Raw genomic sequence first — 15392 nt, 5'->3', positions numbered from 1 at the left:
GCAAGGTAGACCTTGGTCTTCTTCCCGTTCTCCGCCGTGAACGTGCCCTCGGTGCCGAGGTGGTACTTCACGTCGCCCGAGCCCTGGACGCTCCGGGGGTCCTGGGTGCCCTCGAACTCGCGGAACACCTGGGCGTAGGTCTTGCCCGCAATGTTCGTGAGGACGTTGAGCCGCCCGCGGTGGGCCATGCCGATGCCCACCTCGTCCAGGCCGTCCTCGGCCGCGCCGGAGAGGATCGCGTCGAGCATCGGGATGAGGGACTCGCCGCCTTCGAGGGAGAAGCGCTTCTGGCCCACGAACTTGGTCTGCAGGAACGTCTCGAACGCCTCGGCGGCGTTGAGGCGCGAGACGATGCGGAGCTGCTCTTCGCGGCTCGGCTTCTTGTACGGGTGCTCGATCTCGTCCTGGAACCACTTGCGCTCGGCGGGCTCCTGGAGATGCATGTACTCCGTGCCCGTGGTCCGGCAGTACGCGTCGCGCAGCACGCCGAGGATGTCGCGGAACTTCATCTTCGGCTTGCCGCCGAAGCCACCCGTAGGCCACTCGCGGTCCAGATCCCACAGGGTCAGCCCGTAGGTCAGGACGTCGAGGTCTGGGTGCTTGCGCTGGACGTACTCGAGCGGGTTCGTGTCCGCCATGAGGTGCCCGCGCACGCGGAAGGCGTGGATGAGCTGCTGGATCCGGGCCACCTTGTTGATGGTGTCCTCGGGATTGATCTGCAGGTCCGGGCTCCAGCGCACCGGCTCGTACGGGATGCGCAGGGCCTCGAAGATCTCGTCGTAGAAGCCCTGCTCGCCAAGGAGGAGCTGGTGGACGATGCGGAGGAACTCGCCCGAGCCCGCGCCCTGGATGACGCGGTGGTCATAGGTCGAGGTCAGCGTGATGATCTTGCCGACGGCCTGCAGCGCGAGCGTCTTCTCCGACGCGCCCTGGAATTCGGCCGGGTATTCGAGAGCGCCGACGCCGACGATGGCCGCTTGGCCCTTGGAGAGCCGCGGCACCGAGTGCACCGTGCCGATGCCGCCCGGGTTCGTCAGCGACACCGTGGTGCCGGCGTAGTCGTCAGCCGTGAGCTTGCCGGCGCGGGCCCGCTTGATGAGGTCCTCGTACGTGTGCCAGAACTCCGAGAAGTTCATCGTCTCGGCCTTCTTGATGTTCGGGACGACGAGGAGGCGTGTGCCGTCGTCCTTCGGAAGGTCGATTGCGATGCCGAAGTTGACGTGCGCGTGCTGGATGGCCACGGGCTTGCCGTCGGCCTCGCCGTAGCTCACGTTCATCGAGGGCATGAGCTTGAGCGCGCGGATCACGGCAAAGCCGATGAGGTGCGTGAAGGAGACCTTGCCGCCGCGGACGCGGGTCAGGTGGTTGTTGATGACGATGCGGTTGTCCATGAGGAGCTTCGCGGGAACCGCGCGGACCGTGGTGGCCGTCGGAACGTCGAGGCTCTGGATCATGTTGGACGCGATCGCCTTCGCGGGGCCGCGGAGGGTCGTGACGACGTCTTCCTCGACGGTCTCGTCCTTCGCCTTCTTCGGCAGCTGCGCGGGGATGGGTCCGCTGGACGAGGGCTTGGCACCATCGCGGACGACGGCGGCCGCCCCCTTCTTCGGGGCTGTCACGTTCGACTGGGCCGGCTCCTTCGCCTGGACCGGGCTCGGCTGCGCGGGCTGGGCGGAACGGGCGGGGGCCGACTGCGCAGGGGCCGACTGCGCGGGTGCCGCGGCGGACTGGGCAGGGACGCTCGGGGCCGCCGCCGGCTTCGCGGGCGCGGACGGCTGCGACGGCAGAGTGCCGGCAGTCTGCGCCTTCACGGCGCCGTTGACCGTGGGGCTTCCGTTGTCGCTCGAGTCGTTCTCGAAGGACTCGAACAGGGGCCACCACTTGGAGTCGACCGAGTTCCTGTTCTGCTGATACTGCTCGTAGAGCTCGTCGACAAGCCACTCATTGCCGCCGAATTCCTCGGGCAAGCGGTGGGTTGGCAGTTCTGGCACGGGAGATACGCCTCTTCCATCGATCTGTTTGGCCCGAAGCAGGTCTACACAGGCCAGCCACCGGACCATGGCCCGGCAGGCGGTTCGACGTCAGGACAGGAGCCGCCTGCCACCGTGGGTCGGAGGAGCATCCCAGGGGAGGCCTCCGGCTCACACTCTGGTCCAGTCTAGTAACGTCCCGCGATAATCGGACAATCCGTGGGGAGTGTCACACGCCAGTGGGCATTTCAGCGGGCCCGATCGAGCTCAATGCACGGCTGATAAGCTGGAATGGCCATGGATGACGACCCTCCACGAAGTTCTGTCCGAAGTTCTGTCCGAAGCGCTCTCCAGATCTCATCCCAGAGTTCACCCAGACTGCATGCGCTGTTGTCGCACCAGGCGGTCGGTGCCTGAATGGAATGGCTCTTCCTCGGTGTGGGGATTCTCTTGATCCTCGGGACCGGGTTCTTTGTCTCCGTCGAGTTCTCTCTCGTCGCCCTGGACCATGCGACCGTCCAGCGGAGCATCGACCGCGGGGAGAAGGGCGCCAGGGCACTCATGCAGTGCGTGACCACGCTCTCCACCCAGCTGTCCAGCTGCCAGCTCGGGATCACCCTCACCACGCTCCTCACGGGTTTCGTGATCGAGCCCTCGATCGGGAAGCTGCTCGAGGCTCCGCTGGCCGCGCTCGGCTTCGCGGGATCGCACGCCGTTTCGCTCGTCGTGGCCATGATCATCGCAACCCTCGGCTCGATGCTCCTCGGCGAGCTGGTTCCCAAGAACCTCGCCATCGCCCGCGCGCTCGCGGTGGGCCGCGCCGTCGCCCGCCCCCAGCTCATCTTCACCGCCGTGTTCAAGCCGGCGATCCTCTTGCTCAACGGCTTCGCGAACAAGGTTCTGCACGCCATGGGCATCGAAGCGCAGGAGGAGATCTCGGGCGCGCGCTCGCCTGCCGAGCTTGCCTCGCTCGTGCGCAGGTCCGCTGAGCTCGGGACGCTCGACGAAGGCACGGCGCGGTTCGTGTCGCGAACCCTGAGCTTCGCCGAACGGACGGCGGCGGACGTGATGACCCCGCGCATGCGGGTCACCACTGTCGACGCCACCGACCCGATCGACGAGGTGATCCGGGCCGCCCGTTCCACGGGCCATTCGCGGTTCCCCGTCATCGGCGATTCCCCGGACGACATCCGCGGCCTCGTGCACGTCAAGAAGGCCGTTGCGGTGCCTGCCGTGAAGCGCGCCGGCATCGAAGCCGGAGCCATCATGACCGAAGTCCTCCGGGTTCCCGAGACCATCCATTTGGATGCCCTCATCTCGCAGCTGCGGGACGGGAACCTCCAGCTCGCCGTCGTGCTCGACGAGTATGGCGGGACGGCGGGCGTCGTGACGCTCGAGGATCTCGTCGAGGAGATCGTCGGCGAGGTTTCCGATGAGCATGACCGACTCGCTCCGGGCGTCCTCCAGAGCGCCTCGGGCGACTGGTTCTTCCCCGGGCTCATGCGCCCGGACGAGGTCTCGGAGCAGGTCCCCGGAATCGTGCTCGCGGATGATCCCGCCTACGAGACGGTGGGCGGTTTCGTGATGCGCGCCCTGGGCCGCGTTCCCGTCCAAGGGGACGAGGTCGCAGTCGACGGTGGAACGCTTGAGGTGACCCGCATGGATGGGCGCCGCGTCGACAGGCTGCGCTTCGCTCCGGCAAAGGCCGCCGTCGGGACCCCCGAAAGGCAGGGTGCGTGATGGGCGATTGGGGAGGAATTGTCTGGCTCGTGGTCCTGCTGCTGGGGAACGCGTTCTTCGTCGCCGCGGAATTCGCGATCATGTCCGCCCGGCGCAGCCAGATCGAGCCCTTGGCGGAATCGGGCTCCGCGCGCGCCGCTACCACGCTCAAGGCAATGGAGCATGTCTCGCTCATGCTTGCCTGTGCCCAGCTGGGCATCACCGTGTGCTCGCTGCTCCTGCTCCAAGTGGCCGAGCCGGCGATCCACGATCTGGTGGGCGTCCCGCTCGCGGCGCTGAATATTCCCGTCGAGGTGGCGGAGACGGTCGCGTTTGTCGTGGCCCTGGCCCTCGTGACGATCCTGCACGTCACGTTCGGAGAGATGGTCCCGAAGAACATCTCGGTGTCCATGGCCGACCGTGCCGCGATCGTCCTCGCCCCGATCCTCGTGGGGATCGCGCGATTGGTCCGCCCGGTCATCACGGCGTTGAACTGGTCGGCGAACGGTGTTCTGCGGCTCATGCGGGTGCAGCCGAAGGACGAAGTCTCGTCCTCCTTCACCCTCGAGGAGGTCCAATCGATCGTCGAGCTGTCCACGAAGTCGGGACTCGTCGACGACGAGTCGGGGCTGCTCTCGGGAGCCCTCGAGTTCTCGGATCAGACGGTCGAGTCGATCATGGTCCCGCTCGAGCAGATCGTGACGCTGCCGACCTCGGTGACGCCTGCCGGCTTCGAGAAGGCCGTGGCGAAGACCGGATTCTCCCGGTTCCCCATGGTGGACGACGACGGCGAGCTCGCCGGATACCTCCACGTGAAGGACGTTCTGGCCATCCCCGATGCCGCGCGCGACCGCTCCATCGGAGAAGCCCGGGTCCGTTCGCTTGCGAACATCGCGCTCGGAGCCACGGTCGAGGACGCCCTGACGGCGATGCAGAAGAGCGGGCTTCACGTGGCGCGCGTGATGGGGCCCGAACGCGGCACTCGCGGCGTGCTGTTCCTCGAGGACGTGATCGAGCAGCTCGTCGGCGAGATCCGGGACGCCACGCAGGCCGGTCTGATGCGGAGGTTCGAGGGGGAGTCGTAGGGACTGACGGTGGGAGGCGCTCTGCATCGCTAATGGGAATTGTTTGCAAGAAGCGCTACAGTGGTTCGCATGCGCCTCTCCTCCCCCCGCCCTCTGTCCCGTCGTGTCCTTGCAGGCAGCTTCGCTGCTTCCTTGATCGCGGTGGGCGTCACGGCCTGTGGGTCCACCAGCACGAGTTCGAGCGCCGGGAACACGATCGCGGTCGTCGCCTCCACCAACGTGTATGCGGACATCGTCAAGGCTGTGGGCGGCGACAAAGTCACCGTGACGTCGATCATCTCGAAGCCGAGCCAAGACCCGCACTCGTACGAGGCGACGGCGCAGGATCGCGTGGCGGTGTCGAAGGCGAAGCTCGTGGTGGTCAACGGCGGCGGCTACGACGACTTCATGGGGAAGCTCTCCGACGAAGCCAAGATTCCCGCGAGCTCGGTCGTGAACGCGTCCGATGTGTCGGGGCTCGAGCCCTCTGACCATGGGGAGTTCAACGAGCACGTCTGGTATAGCCAGGACGCGATGAAGAAGCTCGCCGAGGCCGTCTCCGAGAAGCTCGCGGGCCTCGACTCCGCCGATGCCCAGGGCTTCAAGGACCGCGCCGAGCAGTGGAGCGGCAAGCTCGCAGGCATCGCCGCCAAGCTCGCCGCCATCAAGGCCGGGCACGCGGGCCAGAGCGTCGCTGTGACGGAGCCGGTGCCGCTCTACCTGCTCTAAGCGGCCGGCCTTGCCAACAAGACTCCCGAAGCGTTCAGCGCCGCCGTCGAGGCAGGGCACGATGTTCCGCCCGCGGCCCTCAAGGAAATGCAGGACCTGATCTCATCCCACGGCGTGAAGCTCCTCGCGTTCAACCCTCAGACCGAGAGCCCCCAGACCGAGGCGCTCAAGGCCTTCGCCAGCGCGGCCAAGGTCCCGGTGGTGGACTTCACCGAGACGATGCCGGAAGGCACGGACTACGTCTCGTGGATGACGGCCAACGCTGACGCCATCGCTTCGGCGCTGGGGTCCGCCACCTCGTGAACAGCGCGGGCATAGACTTGTCAACCGTGACGGAGGACGGTGGGCCGAAGGGCCTCGGGGTGGCGGAATCGCGCTCTGGCGAGGCATCCGCCGTCGCCCTCCGCTCTGCCTCGCTGTCCTTCGGGCCGCGAACTCTCTGGCGGGGACTCGATCTCGATATCCGGCCCGGCGAGTTCTTCGCCGTCCTGGGGCCCAATGGCAGCGGGAAGACGAGTTTCCTCAAGGTCCTGCTCGGGCTGCTCCCGCTCACGTCCGGATCGGCTCTGGTCGCTGGCCGGCCACCGGGAAGCGGTGGCGGCGAAGTGGGCTACATCCCTCAGCAGAAGGGCTTCGGCTCGGACGTGCCGCTGCGGGCGCGTGACCTCGTGGGCCTCGGAATCGACGGCCACCGGTGGGGAGTCCGGGTGCGTCGACGCGAGACCGATGCCGAGATCCGCAGGCTCCTGGATCGGGTCGGTGCGAGCGGGTACGCGAACGTTCCGGTCGGCCAGCTGTCCGGAGGGGAGCTGCAGCGCCTCCGCGTCGCCCAGGCCGTTGCCGGCGATCCAGCGGTCCTGCTGTGCGACGAGCCGCTCCTCGCCCTCGACCTCAACCACCAGCAGGCCGTCAGCGCGCTCATCGACCAGCAGCGCTCGGAGACGGGAGCCGCCGTCGTCTTCGTGACGCATGAGATCAATCCCATCCTCGACTACGTGGACCGGGTCCTGTACCTCGCTCAAGGCGAGTTCCGCGTGGGCTCTCCCGAAGAAGTGATGACGACCGAAGTGCTCTCGGAGCTGTACGGCAGTCGCGTCGAGGTCAGTCGCGTGAACGGCCGGATCGTGGTGCTCGGCCTCCCCGATGCGACGACGCATCTCCACCATGTCCACGACCAGCCGGCGCTCGCTCTGGACCAGCACGCGGAAGAGGACGCCACGTGAACCTCGGCGACATCTGGAACTCGATCTTCGCGTTCGACAACTACGGCGAGATCCTCGCCCTCGTGCAGAATTCCGTCTGGGCCGGGGCTGTCCTGGGCCTTTTGGGCGGCCTGGTGGGGACGTTCGTCGTGCGCCGCGACTTGGCATTCGCGGTTCATGGAATCTCGGAGCTGTCGTTCGCCGGAGCGGCCTTCGCGCTCCTGATCGGCGCCGACGTGGTCACCGGCTCCCTCGTGGGATCGGTAGCTGCCGCTCTGACGATCGGGCTCATGGGCGGCCGCGCACGGAGCAAGAATTCGATCATCGGGGTCCTCATGCCGTTCGGCCTGGGCCTGGGGATCCTTTTCCTCTCGCTCTATCAGGGGCGCTCGGCGAACAAGTTCGGCCTGCTCACCGGACAGATCGTCGCCGTCGACACGGTCGAGCTGCAGATTCTCGCTATCGCAGCGCTCGCCGTCATCGCCGCGCTCGTGATCGTGTGGCGCCCTTTGGGCTTCGCGAGTGTGGATCCGGAGATGGCCCAGGCCCGCGGGGTGCCCGTTCGGTTCCTCGCCATCCTCTTCATGTTCCTGCTCGGCGTGAGCGTGGCGCTGTCCATCCAGATCGTCGGGGCGCTGCTCGTGCTGGCCCTGCTGATCACTCCGGCCGCGGCGGCGCAGAAGATCACGTCGTCGCCCGTGCTCGCGGTGGTCCTCAGCGTCGTCTTCGCCGAGATCGCCACCGTGGGCGGAATCCTGGTCTCGATCGGCGGCCGCATTCCCATCAGCCCCTACGTCACCACGCTGTCGTTCCTGATCTACGTCGTGTGCGCCGGGGTTGCGGCCATCAGGAAACGGCGCGGCGGTGCGGGCCGCTCGCCCGCGGGGCTCACGTCGCAGGTGCGGGTGAAGTCCGGGGTCTAGCGGGCGCCGTCGGCCGCCTCCGCTGCGACGGCGGCCGAGCACTCGGGGCACAGCCCGAAGATCTCGACCGTGTGCTCAACCGCCGTGTAGCCATGCTGCGCCGCGATGCGGCTTGCCCACGCCTCCACGGCGGGCGCCTCGATCTCGACTGCCTTGCCGCAGCGACGGCACACGAGGTGGTGGTGGTGCCCGTGCGCCTCGCACCGACGGTACCGTGCCTCGCCGTCGTCCGTCCGGAGGACGTCCAGGAGGCCGTCCTCCGCCATGGACTGCACGATGCGATAGGTGGTGGCCAGCGAGACGGACGCCCCGCGATCCTGGAGGATGCGGTGCAGCTCCTGCGTGGAAACGAAGTCGTCGAGCTCGTCGAGTGCCGTGGCCACGGCGACCTTCTGCTTGGTCACGCGCTGCTCGCGCCCTCCGGCTGCGCGGGCCTCACCCGACGCCGTGGTCCCGGCCACTCGATCCTCCAAGCTGTGAAATCCAGAGTTGCGAACAGTGCCGTGCTCGCAGGTATTCCAGCCTAGCAAGCCTGCCTAGACTGGGCCGCATGAGGCTCACCAAGTACACCCACGCCTGCGTTCGGCTGGAGAAGCCCGGCAGTGTCCTCGTCATCGACCCCGGCACCTTCTCCGAGGTCGAGGAGGCGCTCGAGGGCGCGGACGCATTCCTCGTGACCCACGAGCATCCGGATCACCTCGACGTCGAGCGCGCGGCCGCTGCGCTCAGGGAAGACACCTCCCTCCAGGCCTGGGCGCCGGAAAAGGTCGCGGGGCAGCTGCGGGCGGCCGAGCCAGACGCAGCGAGCCGGGTGAACGTCGCCGAGCCGGATGCGGAATTCGAGGCGGGAGGCTTCCGCGTGCGGACCTTCGGCAGCCAGCACGCGCTCATCCACCCGCTGGTTCCGGTCGTCGCGAACATCGGCTACCTCGTCGACGAGGCCGTTTTCCACCCCGGTGACTCCTTCACCGTGCCGCATGGCGTGAAGGTCGAGTCGCTGCTGGTGCCAATCCACGCGCCGTGGAACAAGATCAGCGAAGTCATCGACTTCATCATCGCCGTCGGCGCGCAGCGCGCCTTCCCGATCCACAACGCCCTCATCAACGAGCGCGGGACGGGCATCGTGGAGGGCCACGCTCAGCGGATCGGCGGCATCTACGGCACGGCGTATCAGCACCTCGAGCCGGGGGAGTCGGTCGAGCTCTAGAGTGGCGAGGATGGATAGCCCGCAGGTTCTCATTTCCGCTGACGAACTCCGGAGGCAGCTCGAGGAGGGTCGACGGATCGTGCTGCTCGACGTCCGCTGGTCCTTGGGCGGCCCGCCCGGCCACGAGGCCTACCTCGAGGGGCACCTCCCGGGCGCCGTCTTCGTGGACCTCGAGACGGAGCTCGCCGTGCCCGTGCCTCCCGGCAGCGCCGAGGAAGCCCGCGGCGGACGCCATCCGCTGCCTTCCGCAGAGGAGTTCCAAGAGTCCGCCCGCCGGTGGGGGATCGACGACGGCGATACGATCGTCGCGTACGACGACTCCTTCGGGCAGTCCGCGGCCCGCGCCTGGTGGATGCTCCGAGACGCCGGCCTGCGCGATGTCCGGCTGCTCGACGGCGGCCTCGCGGCCTGGCGGCGCGCCGGGGGTCCGCTTGACCGCGGAGAGGTCGAGCCCAGGCTCGGGAACGTCCGCCTCCGGCCCGGGTCGCTCGCCACTATCGATGCCGACGACGCAGCGGACTTCCGCGGGGTCCTCCTGGACGCGCGCGCAGCCGAACGCTACCGCGGGGAGGTCGAACCGGTGGATCCGCGAGCCGGCCACATCCCCGGAGCCATCAGCGCCCCGACCTCGGGCAATCTCGCCGACGACGGGACCTTCCTCGGCGCGCCGGAATTGCGCCGCCGATTCGCGGCCCTGGGAGCCGAGCCGGGGCACAGGGTCGCGGTCTACTGCGGCTCCGGTGTCACAGCCGCGCATGACGTCGCCGCGCTCGCCATCGCCGGGATCGACGCCGCGCTCTACCCGGGATCGTTCTCGCAGTGGTCCCGCGACCCCTCCCGTCCCGTGGCCACCGGCGACGAGGCAAGGCCTGGGGCCGCGACGGCTGATGGGATAGCGTCGGATTCATGACACCTGGACGTCCCGTCATGCCCGGCGCGGACAAAGTGCGCCGTGACCTGTCCGCGGAAGGCGCGCCTCCGTCGTCGTCCGCTCCCGCTGGCACCGCCGCTTTCGGCGCCACCTCGCCCACCAGCGGACTGGGGCCGCTCACGGTCCAGCGCCGCGAGCCCAAACCCGACGACGTGGAGATCGAGATCGACTTCTGCGGTCTGTGCCATTCTGACGTCCACGCCACGCGTGGCGAGTGGGGGGCGCGGCCGTGGCCGCTCGTGCCGGGACACGAGATAGTGGGCCGGGTCCGCCGCTTGGGGGACGAGGTGCAAGGCTTCGCGGTCGGCGACAGGGTCGGCGTCGGCTGCCTGGTCGACTCGTGCCGGGAATGCGAGAACTGCCTCGACGGCGTCGAGCAGTTCTGCGAGAAGGGGCCTGTCCTGACCTACGGGTCCGTCGACCCGCGCAACGGGGAAGCAGTCACCCAGGGCGGGTACTCGCAGCGGATCGTGGTCAACGAGCACTTCGTGCTGCGCATCCCTGACGGCATGGAACCGGCCGCGGCGGCCCCGCTCCTGTGCGCTGGCATCACCACCTACTCGCCGCTGCATTACTTCGGGGTGGAACCCGGCGAGCACGTCGGCGTAGTGGGACTCGGAGGCCTCGGGCATCTCGCGGTGAAGCTCGCGAAGGCGATGGGTGCGGAGGTCACGGTGTTCACGCGCTCCTCCGCAAAAGCCAGCGCGGCGCGTGATCTGGGCGCGGACCGCGTGGTCGTCACCACCGACCCGGACCAGCTGCGCGCAGCCGAGCGTTCGCTCGACGTCGTCATCGACACCGTGGCCGCGGCGCACGACGTCAATGCCTACCTCCGCACGCTCCGCCTGGACGGAGCACTGTTCCAGCTGAGCCTCCCGGCGGGAACGATGGCGCCGGTGGACCCCGGCCTGCTCATCCGGAGGCGGCTCTCGTACGCCGGCTCCCTCATCGGGGGGATCGCCGAGACCCAGGAGATGCTGGACTTCTGCGCCGAGCACGGGGTCGCGGCGGAGATCGAGCTCATCGGCGCGAGCGAGCTCAACGAGGCCTTCGACCGCATGGTCGCCGGTGACGTCAACTACAGGTTCGTCCTCGACGCCTCCACTCTGGAGGGCGCGGGAGCGGGTTCGGCTCAGGCCGGGGAGGGAAAGGCATGACCACGATCTTCAGCAAGATCATCGACGGAGATACACCGGGCCGGTTCGTCTGGAAGGATCAGGAGGTCGTCGCGTTCCTGACGATCGCCCCGCTCGCCGACGGGCATGTGCTCGTGGTGCCGCGGGAGGAAGTCGACCGCTGGACGGACGCCGCCCCGGAGCTCCTCACCAAGGTGATGAACGTCGCGCAGACCATCGGGCGGGCGCAGGTCGAGGCTTTCGACGTGGAGCGGGCCGGCGTGATCATCGCCGGATTCGAGGTGCACCACCTTCACGTGCATGTGTGGCCTGCCAGCTCCGAGACCGAGTTCAATTTCCAGAAGGCACAGCAGAATCCCGACCCCGGGACCATGGACGCCGCGGCCGAGAAGATCCGGCAGGCGCTCCGGAAGGCGGGGCACGGCCAGTTCGTGCCCGCTGCCTGAAGCCCCAGCGCTTGCGCGTCAGACTGGGGCGAGGGCCTCGTTGAGCGCTTGCCTCACGCGCTTCTCGGAGACCTTGCCGGCCGTCCCGAGTTCGACGGCGAAGAGGCTCACCCGGAGCTCTTCGATCATCCAGCGCACCTTCTCGAGCTTCGCCTCGTTGCGCCCGGTGGGAGCGAGCGCCGCGACGGCGTCGTCGTAGTCATCCTCGAGAGCCTGCACGGTGCCCATCGCCACCGCGTCTCGCTGCACGTTCGTGGGCATCTTCTCGAGCCGCCGCTCGATCGCCTGAAGGTACCGGGGAAGGTGGGTGAGCTGTGAGTAGCCCGTCTTCGCGACGAAGCCGGGGTACACCAGCTGCTCGAGCTGCGTCTTGACGTCGTTGAGCCCGCTCACGAGGGCAAGGCTGTGGGTTCCCTTGAGCTGCTTCGAGACGCGGTTCGCTGAGGCAAGCACCTGCTCGACGATCGCCGTGACCGAGAAGACCGTGTCGATCAGCTCCGCCCGCACGTGATCGTAGAGGGCATCGAAGGCCTCGCGGTCCCACGGCAGCTGAGCCGGGACGAGCCGGTCGATCGCGGCGAGCACGCAGTCCGCGATGAGCTCCGCGACGCTCCCATGAGGATTCTGGCTGAACGTGAGCTTCTCGCGGTTGTTGAGGTGCTCGAGCACATAGCGGTCCGCCGGCGGGACCCGCAGGGCGAGCAGCCGGATCACCCCTCCGCGGTGTGCCCGCAGTTGGTCCTCCTCGCTCTGGAAGATCCGCAGGCCCACCGATCCCCGCGCGCCCGCCTGCCCCTTGGTGCCGCGGCCCTCGTCGACGAGTGCGGGGTAGCCGGTCACCGTGTGGCCGGCGACGACGGTGCTCGCCGTGCGCGGGATCCCGCCGACACTCCATTCGGTCAACCCAGAGCGTTCGGCCAGCCCCGACGTCGGCGTCATGGGGCCCGACTTCGGCGGTGTACGGCTCGACGTCGGCGTCAGGGGGCCCGACTTCGGCGGGCGCTGGGTCGTCTTGGGGCTCGCGCCGAGCGAGTCCGCGATGGCCCGGCGCGTGGCGGGCGCGAGCTGCTCCTGGAGCGCGACGAGGTCCTTGCCGCTGCCCAGAACGGTTCCGCGGGAATCGACGACCGAGAACGACATCTTCAGATGCGGCGGCACGGTCTCCCAGTTCCACGAACCCGGCGGCACCACGTGCCCCTTGACCCGCCGCAGGGCCCGTTCGAGGGCCTCCTCGAGCTCGTCCCGCTGCGGATCGAAGTCGGCCTCGAGCACGCCGACGGCCTGCCGGGCCACGTCCGGTGCCGGCACGAAGTTCTTCCGCACCTGCTTGGGGAGTGACTTGATGAGCGAGGCGACGAGGTCGGCGCGAAGCCCTGGGATCTGCCACCTGAACGGCTCGGGGTCGAGCTGGTTGAGGAACAGCACCGGAACCTCGGCCGTCACACCGTCGCTTGGATCCGGCGTGCCGCCCGGGGCCACGGGATCGAACTTGTAGGTGAGCGGAAGCTCGAAGGAGCCTTGACGCCACACGGTGGGATAGGAGGTGTCATCCAGGTCCTCGGCCTTCTCGCTGAGCACGAGTTGGCGGTCGAAGTCGAGGAGATGGGGATCCTGGTGCTTCGCCCTCTTCCACCAGGCATCGAAATGCCGCTCCGAGACGACATCCGCGGGAATCCGCTCGTCGTAGAACTCGAACAGCGTTTCGTCGTCGACCCGGAGACCTCGCTGGCGCACACGGGTCTCGAGCTCGTCGACCTCTTCCAGCAGCTCCCGGTTGCGGCGGAAGAAGGCGTGGTGGGTGCGCCAGTCTCCCTCGACGAGGGCGTGGCGGATGAACAGCTCACGCGCGAGGACGGGGTCGATGCGCCCGTAGGTGATGCGCCGCTGGGGGATGACGGGAACCCCATAGAGGGTGACCTTCTCGTAGGCCATGACGGCGCCCATGCGCTTGGACCAGTGCGGCTCGGAGTAGCTGCGCTTGACCAGATGCGGCGCGACGAGTTCCGCCCACGCGGGATCGATCTTCGCAACGGTCCGAGCCCACAGTCGGCTCGTCTCCACGAGCTCCGCTGCCATGACGTAGGTCGGGTTCTTCCGGAAGAGCGACGAACCCGGGAAGATCGCAAAGCGAGTGCCGCGCGCGCCCACGTATTCGCGCTTGCGCTCGTCCAAAAGCCCGATGTGGCTCAGCAGCCCCGCGAGAAGGGAGACGTGGACCGCGTCGTGATTTCCGACGGGATCGGTGTCCCGACCCGGACCGAGGCTGATGCCGAGGGGCCGCCCGAGCTGGCGGAGCTGCTGGAAGAGCTCCTGCCATTCACGAACCCTCAGGTAGTTGATGAACTCCGCCTTGCACAGTCTGCGGAACGCCGAGGAGGAGAGCTCGCGCTGCTTCTCCTGCAGGTAGTTCCAGAGATTCAGGTACGCGGAGAAGTCCGAGTTCTCGTCCTTGAAGCGCGCGTGCTTCTCGTCGGCCTGCTGGCGCTTGCCGGTGTCGGCGGACGGACGCTCTCGTGGGTCCTGGATCGTGAGCGCCGCCGCGAGCACCATGACTTCCCGCGCGCACTCGCGTTTGGACGCCTCCACGATCATGCGTCCGAGCCGGGGATCGACGGGGAGCTGCGCGAGCTGATGGCCGACGGCGGTCAGGCCCCCCGCGCGTCCGCGGCCTCCCTTGCCGCGCTGGCGGCCGTTGGCCGCCGCAGGCTCGGGGACGCTGCCCGGTTCCACAAGCGCGCCGAGTTCGCGCAGCAGGTTCACGCCGTCGTTGATCGCCCGCGTCTCGGGCGGCTCCACGAACGGGAACGCTTCGACGTCCTTGGGGCCTCGGGCGATCCCCATCGCGGTCATCTGGAGGATGACGGCGGCGAGATTGGTGCGCAGGATCTCGGGGTCGGTGAATTCGGGTCGTGAGAGAAAGTCCTCTTCCGAGTAGAGGCGGATGCAGATGCCGTCCGACGTGCGACCACAGCGGCCGGCGCGCTGATTGGCCGAGGCCTGCGAGACGCGCTCGATCGGGAGGCGTTGGACTTTGGTCCGGTGCGAGTAGCGCGAGATGCGGGCAGTGCCCGTGTCGATGACGTACTTGATGCCCGGCACAGTGAGCGACGTCTCGGCGACGTTTGTCGCGAGGACGATGCGCCGCCGTCCTCCGGGCGTGAAGACGCGGTGCTGCTCGGCGAGGGAAAGCCTGGCGTAGAGCGGGAGGATCTCGGCGCCGGCGAGGCGTCGGTTCGACTGGATGCGCGACGAGAGAGCGTCGGCCGCGTCGCGGATCTCCCGCTCGCCGGAGAAGAAGATGAGGATGTCGCCGGGAGCCTCCCGGGACAGCTCCTCAACGGCGTCGCACACGGCATCGACAGGGTCGCGGTCCTCCTCGAGGGCGTCGTCGGAGCGCGCGACCGAAGATTCGTCGTCGTCCTCGCCGGGATTGTCGGCGACGAGCGGTCGGTAGCGGATCTCCACGGGGAAGGTCCGCCCCGAGACCTCGAGCACAGGGGCGGGCTCGCTCGTCCCGTCCGGGAGATCGCGTGCAAAGTGGCGCGCAAAGCGCTCGGGATCGATGGTCGCCGAGGTGATGATGAGCTTGAGGTCCGGCCGCTGCGGCAGTATCCGCTTGAGGTAGCCGAGGATGAAGTCGATGTTGAGGCTGCGTTCGTGCGCTTCGTCGATGATGATCGTCGAATAGCGGCGCAGCAGCCGGTCGCGCTGGATCTCGGCGAGCAGGATGCCGTCGGTCATGAGCTTGACCTTCGTCTGGGGGCCGACCTCGCCGGTGAAGCGGACCTGGAACCCGACTTCTTGGCCGAGCTCCACTCCGAGCTCTTCTGCAATGCGCTCAGCGACAGTGCGGGCAGCGAGCCTTCGCGGCTGGGTGTGGCCGATGAGGCCCTTGTCCGCGAGGCCGAGCTCGAGGCACATCTTGGGGATCTGGGTGGTCTTCCCGGAACCCGTCTCGCCCGCGATGATGGTGACCTGATGCGCGGCGATGGCCTCCATGAGCTCGTCGCGCCGCTCGGAGACAGGCAGGGAGCTGGGATACGTAATGGTCATGGCCATGGCTGA

Annotated in this window: 11 protein-coding genes and 1 pseudogene; 9 read left to right on the top strand and 3 right to left on the bottom strand. The window is 68.1% G+C overall.

The features are described 5' to 3' along the window. A partial coding sequence (locus tag ACTHL9_RS09045) for a multifunctional oxoglutarate decarboxylase/oxoglutarate dehydrogenase thiamine pyrophosphate-binding subunit/dihydrolipoyllysine-residue succinyltransferase subunit (RefSeq protein WP_440518515.1) occupies nt 1-1991 on the bottom strand: 1991 nt, incomplete at its 3' end. Nucleotides 1992-2387: 396 nt separating this feature from the next. Here ACTHL9_RS09045 and ACTHL9_RS09040 point away from each other — a divergent pair. The 5 genes and pseudogenes from ACTHL9_RS09040 (at nt 2388) to ACTHL9_RS09020 (ending at nt 7607) form a co-directional block, all read left to right on the top strand. Then, nucleotides 2388-3710, top strand: coding sequence for a hemolysin family protein (locus ACTHL9_RS09040; protein ID WP_440518514.1), 1323 nt, complete (start codon nt 2388-2390; stop codon nt 3708-3710). After that, nucleotides 3710-4774 carry a hemolysin family protein gene (locus tag ACTHL9_RS09035; protein ID WP_440518513.1) on the top strand — a complete coding sequence of 355 codons (1065 nt, stop codon included), beginning with the start codon at nt 3710-3712 and terminating at the stop codon, nt 4772-4774. Before ACTHL9_RS09040 ends, ACTHL9_RS09035 begins: the two co-directional genes overlap by 1 nt. 69 nt (nt 4775-4843) lie before the next feature. Continuing rightward, nucleotides 4844-5785, top strand: a pseudogene (locus ACTHL9_RS09030) (metal ABC transporter solute-binding protein, Zn/Mn family). 59 nt (nt 5786-5844) lie between these two features. After that, the gene (locus tag ACTHL9_RS09025; RefSeq protein ID WP_440518517.1) at nt 5845-6705 is read left to right on the top strand and encodes a metal ABC transporter ATP-binding protein; all 861 of its coding nucleotides are present in this window, start codon (nt 5845-5847) and stop codon (nt 6703-6705) included. Then, complete coding sequence (locus ACTHL9_RS09020; RefSeq protein WP_440518512.1) at nt 6702-7607, top strand: metal ABC transporter permease; 906 nt, start codon at nt 6702-6704, stop codon at nt 7605-7607. The genes ACTHL9_RS09025 and ACTHL9_RS09020 overlap by 4 nt, the downstream gene beginning before the upstream one ends. Here the strand turns inward: ACTHL9_RS09020 and ACTHL9_RS09015 are convergent. Then, nucleotides 7604-8068 (bottom strand): Fur family transcriptional regulator, encoded by a 465-nt coding sequence (locus ACTHL9_RS09015; RefSeq protein WP_440518511.1) that lies wholly within the window; start codon nt 8066-8068, stop codon nt 7604-7606. The genes ACTHL9_RS09020 and ACTHL9_RS09015 overlap by 4 nt on opposite strands. An 89-nt stretch (nt 8069-8157) precedes the next feature. On the opposite strand from ACTHL9_RS09015, the gene ACTHL9_RS09010 reads away from it, so the two are divergent. The 4 genes from ACTHL9_RS09010 to ACTHL9_RS08995 are packed head-to-tail and all read left to right on the top strand — an operon-like array spanning nt 8158 to nt 11327. Beyond that, nucleotides 8158-8814: an MBL fold metallo-hydrolase gene (locus ACTHL9_RS09010; RefSeq protein ID WP_440518510.1), complete on the top strand. Its 657-nt coding sequence runs from the start codon at nt 8158-8160 to the stop codon at nt 8812-8814. Nucleotides 8815-8824: 10 nt separating this feature from the next. After that, a complete protein-coding gene (locus tag ACTHL9_RS09005; protein WP_440518509.1) occupies nt 8825-9724 on the top strand; it encodes a sulfurtransferase in 900 nt (299 codons plus the stop codon). After that, nucleotides 9721-10902 (top strand): NAD(P)-dependent alcohol dehydrogenase, encoded by a 1182-nt coding sequence (locus ACTHL9_RS09000; protein ID WP_440518508.1) that lies wholly within the window; start codon nt 9721-9723, stop codon nt 10900-10902. The genes ACTHL9_RS09005 and ACTHL9_RS09000 overlap by 4 nt, the downstream gene beginning before the upstream one ends. After that, entirely contained in the window at nt 10899-11327 is a 429-nt protein-coding gene (locus tag ACTHL9_RS08995; RefSeq protein WP_440518507.1) for an HIT family protein, read from the top strand. The genes ACTHL9_RS09000 and ACTHL9_RS08995 overlap by 4 nt, the downstream gene beginning before the upstream one ends. Nucleotides 11328-11345: 18 nt before the next feature. On the opposite strand, the gene hrpA is transcribed toward ACTHL9_RS08995, so the two are convergent. Continuing rightward, nucleotides 11346-15386, bottom strand: coding sequence for an ATP-dependent RNA helicase HrpA (gene hrpA, locus ACTHL9_RS08990; protein ID WP_440518516.1), 4041 nt, complete (start codon nt 15384-15386; stop codon nt 11346-11348). Nucleotides 15387-15392 lie beyond the last annotated feature (6 nt).

This window comes from Sinomonas sp. (genome assembly GCF_051955515.1).
Taxonomy (GTDB): domain Bacteria; phylum Actinomycetota; class Actinomycetes; order Actinomycetales; family Micrococcaceae; genus Sinomonas.
The sequence above is the reverse complement of the archived record's forward strand: the minus strand, read 5'-3'. Positions and strand labels throughout refer to the sequence as shown.

Bases quoted from the DNA above. Each gene is read 5' to 3' on its own strand.
- ACTHL9_RS09040 (WP_440518514.1), top strand. From the start codon at position 2,388: ATGGAATGGCTCTTCCTCGGTGTGGGGATTCTCTTGATCCTCGGGACC.
- ACTHL9_RS09035 (WP_440518513.1), top strand. From the start codon at position 3,710: ATGGGCGATTGGGGAGGAATTGTCTGGCTCGTGGTCCTGCTGCTGGGG.
- ACTHL9_RS09010 (WP_440518510.1), top strand. From the start codon at position 8,158: ATGAGGCTCACCAAGTACACCCACGCCTGCGTTCGGCTGGAGAAGCCC.
- ACTHL9_RS09005 (WP_440518509.1), top strand. From the start codon at position 8,825: ATGGATAGCCCGCAGGTTCTCATTTCCGCTGACGAACTCCGGAGGCAG.
- ACTHL9_RS09000 (WP_440518508.1), top strand. From the start codon at position 9,721: ATGACACCTGGACGTCCCGTCATGCCCGGCGCGGACAAAGTGCGCCGT.
- ACTHL9_RS08995 (WP_440518507.1), top strand. From the start codon at position 10,899: ATGACCACGATCTTCAGCAAGATCATCGACGGAGATACACCGGGCCGG.
- hrpA (WP_440518516.1), bottom strand. From the start codon at position 15,386: ATGGCCATGACCATTACGTATCCCAGCTCCCTGCCTGTCTCCGAGCGG.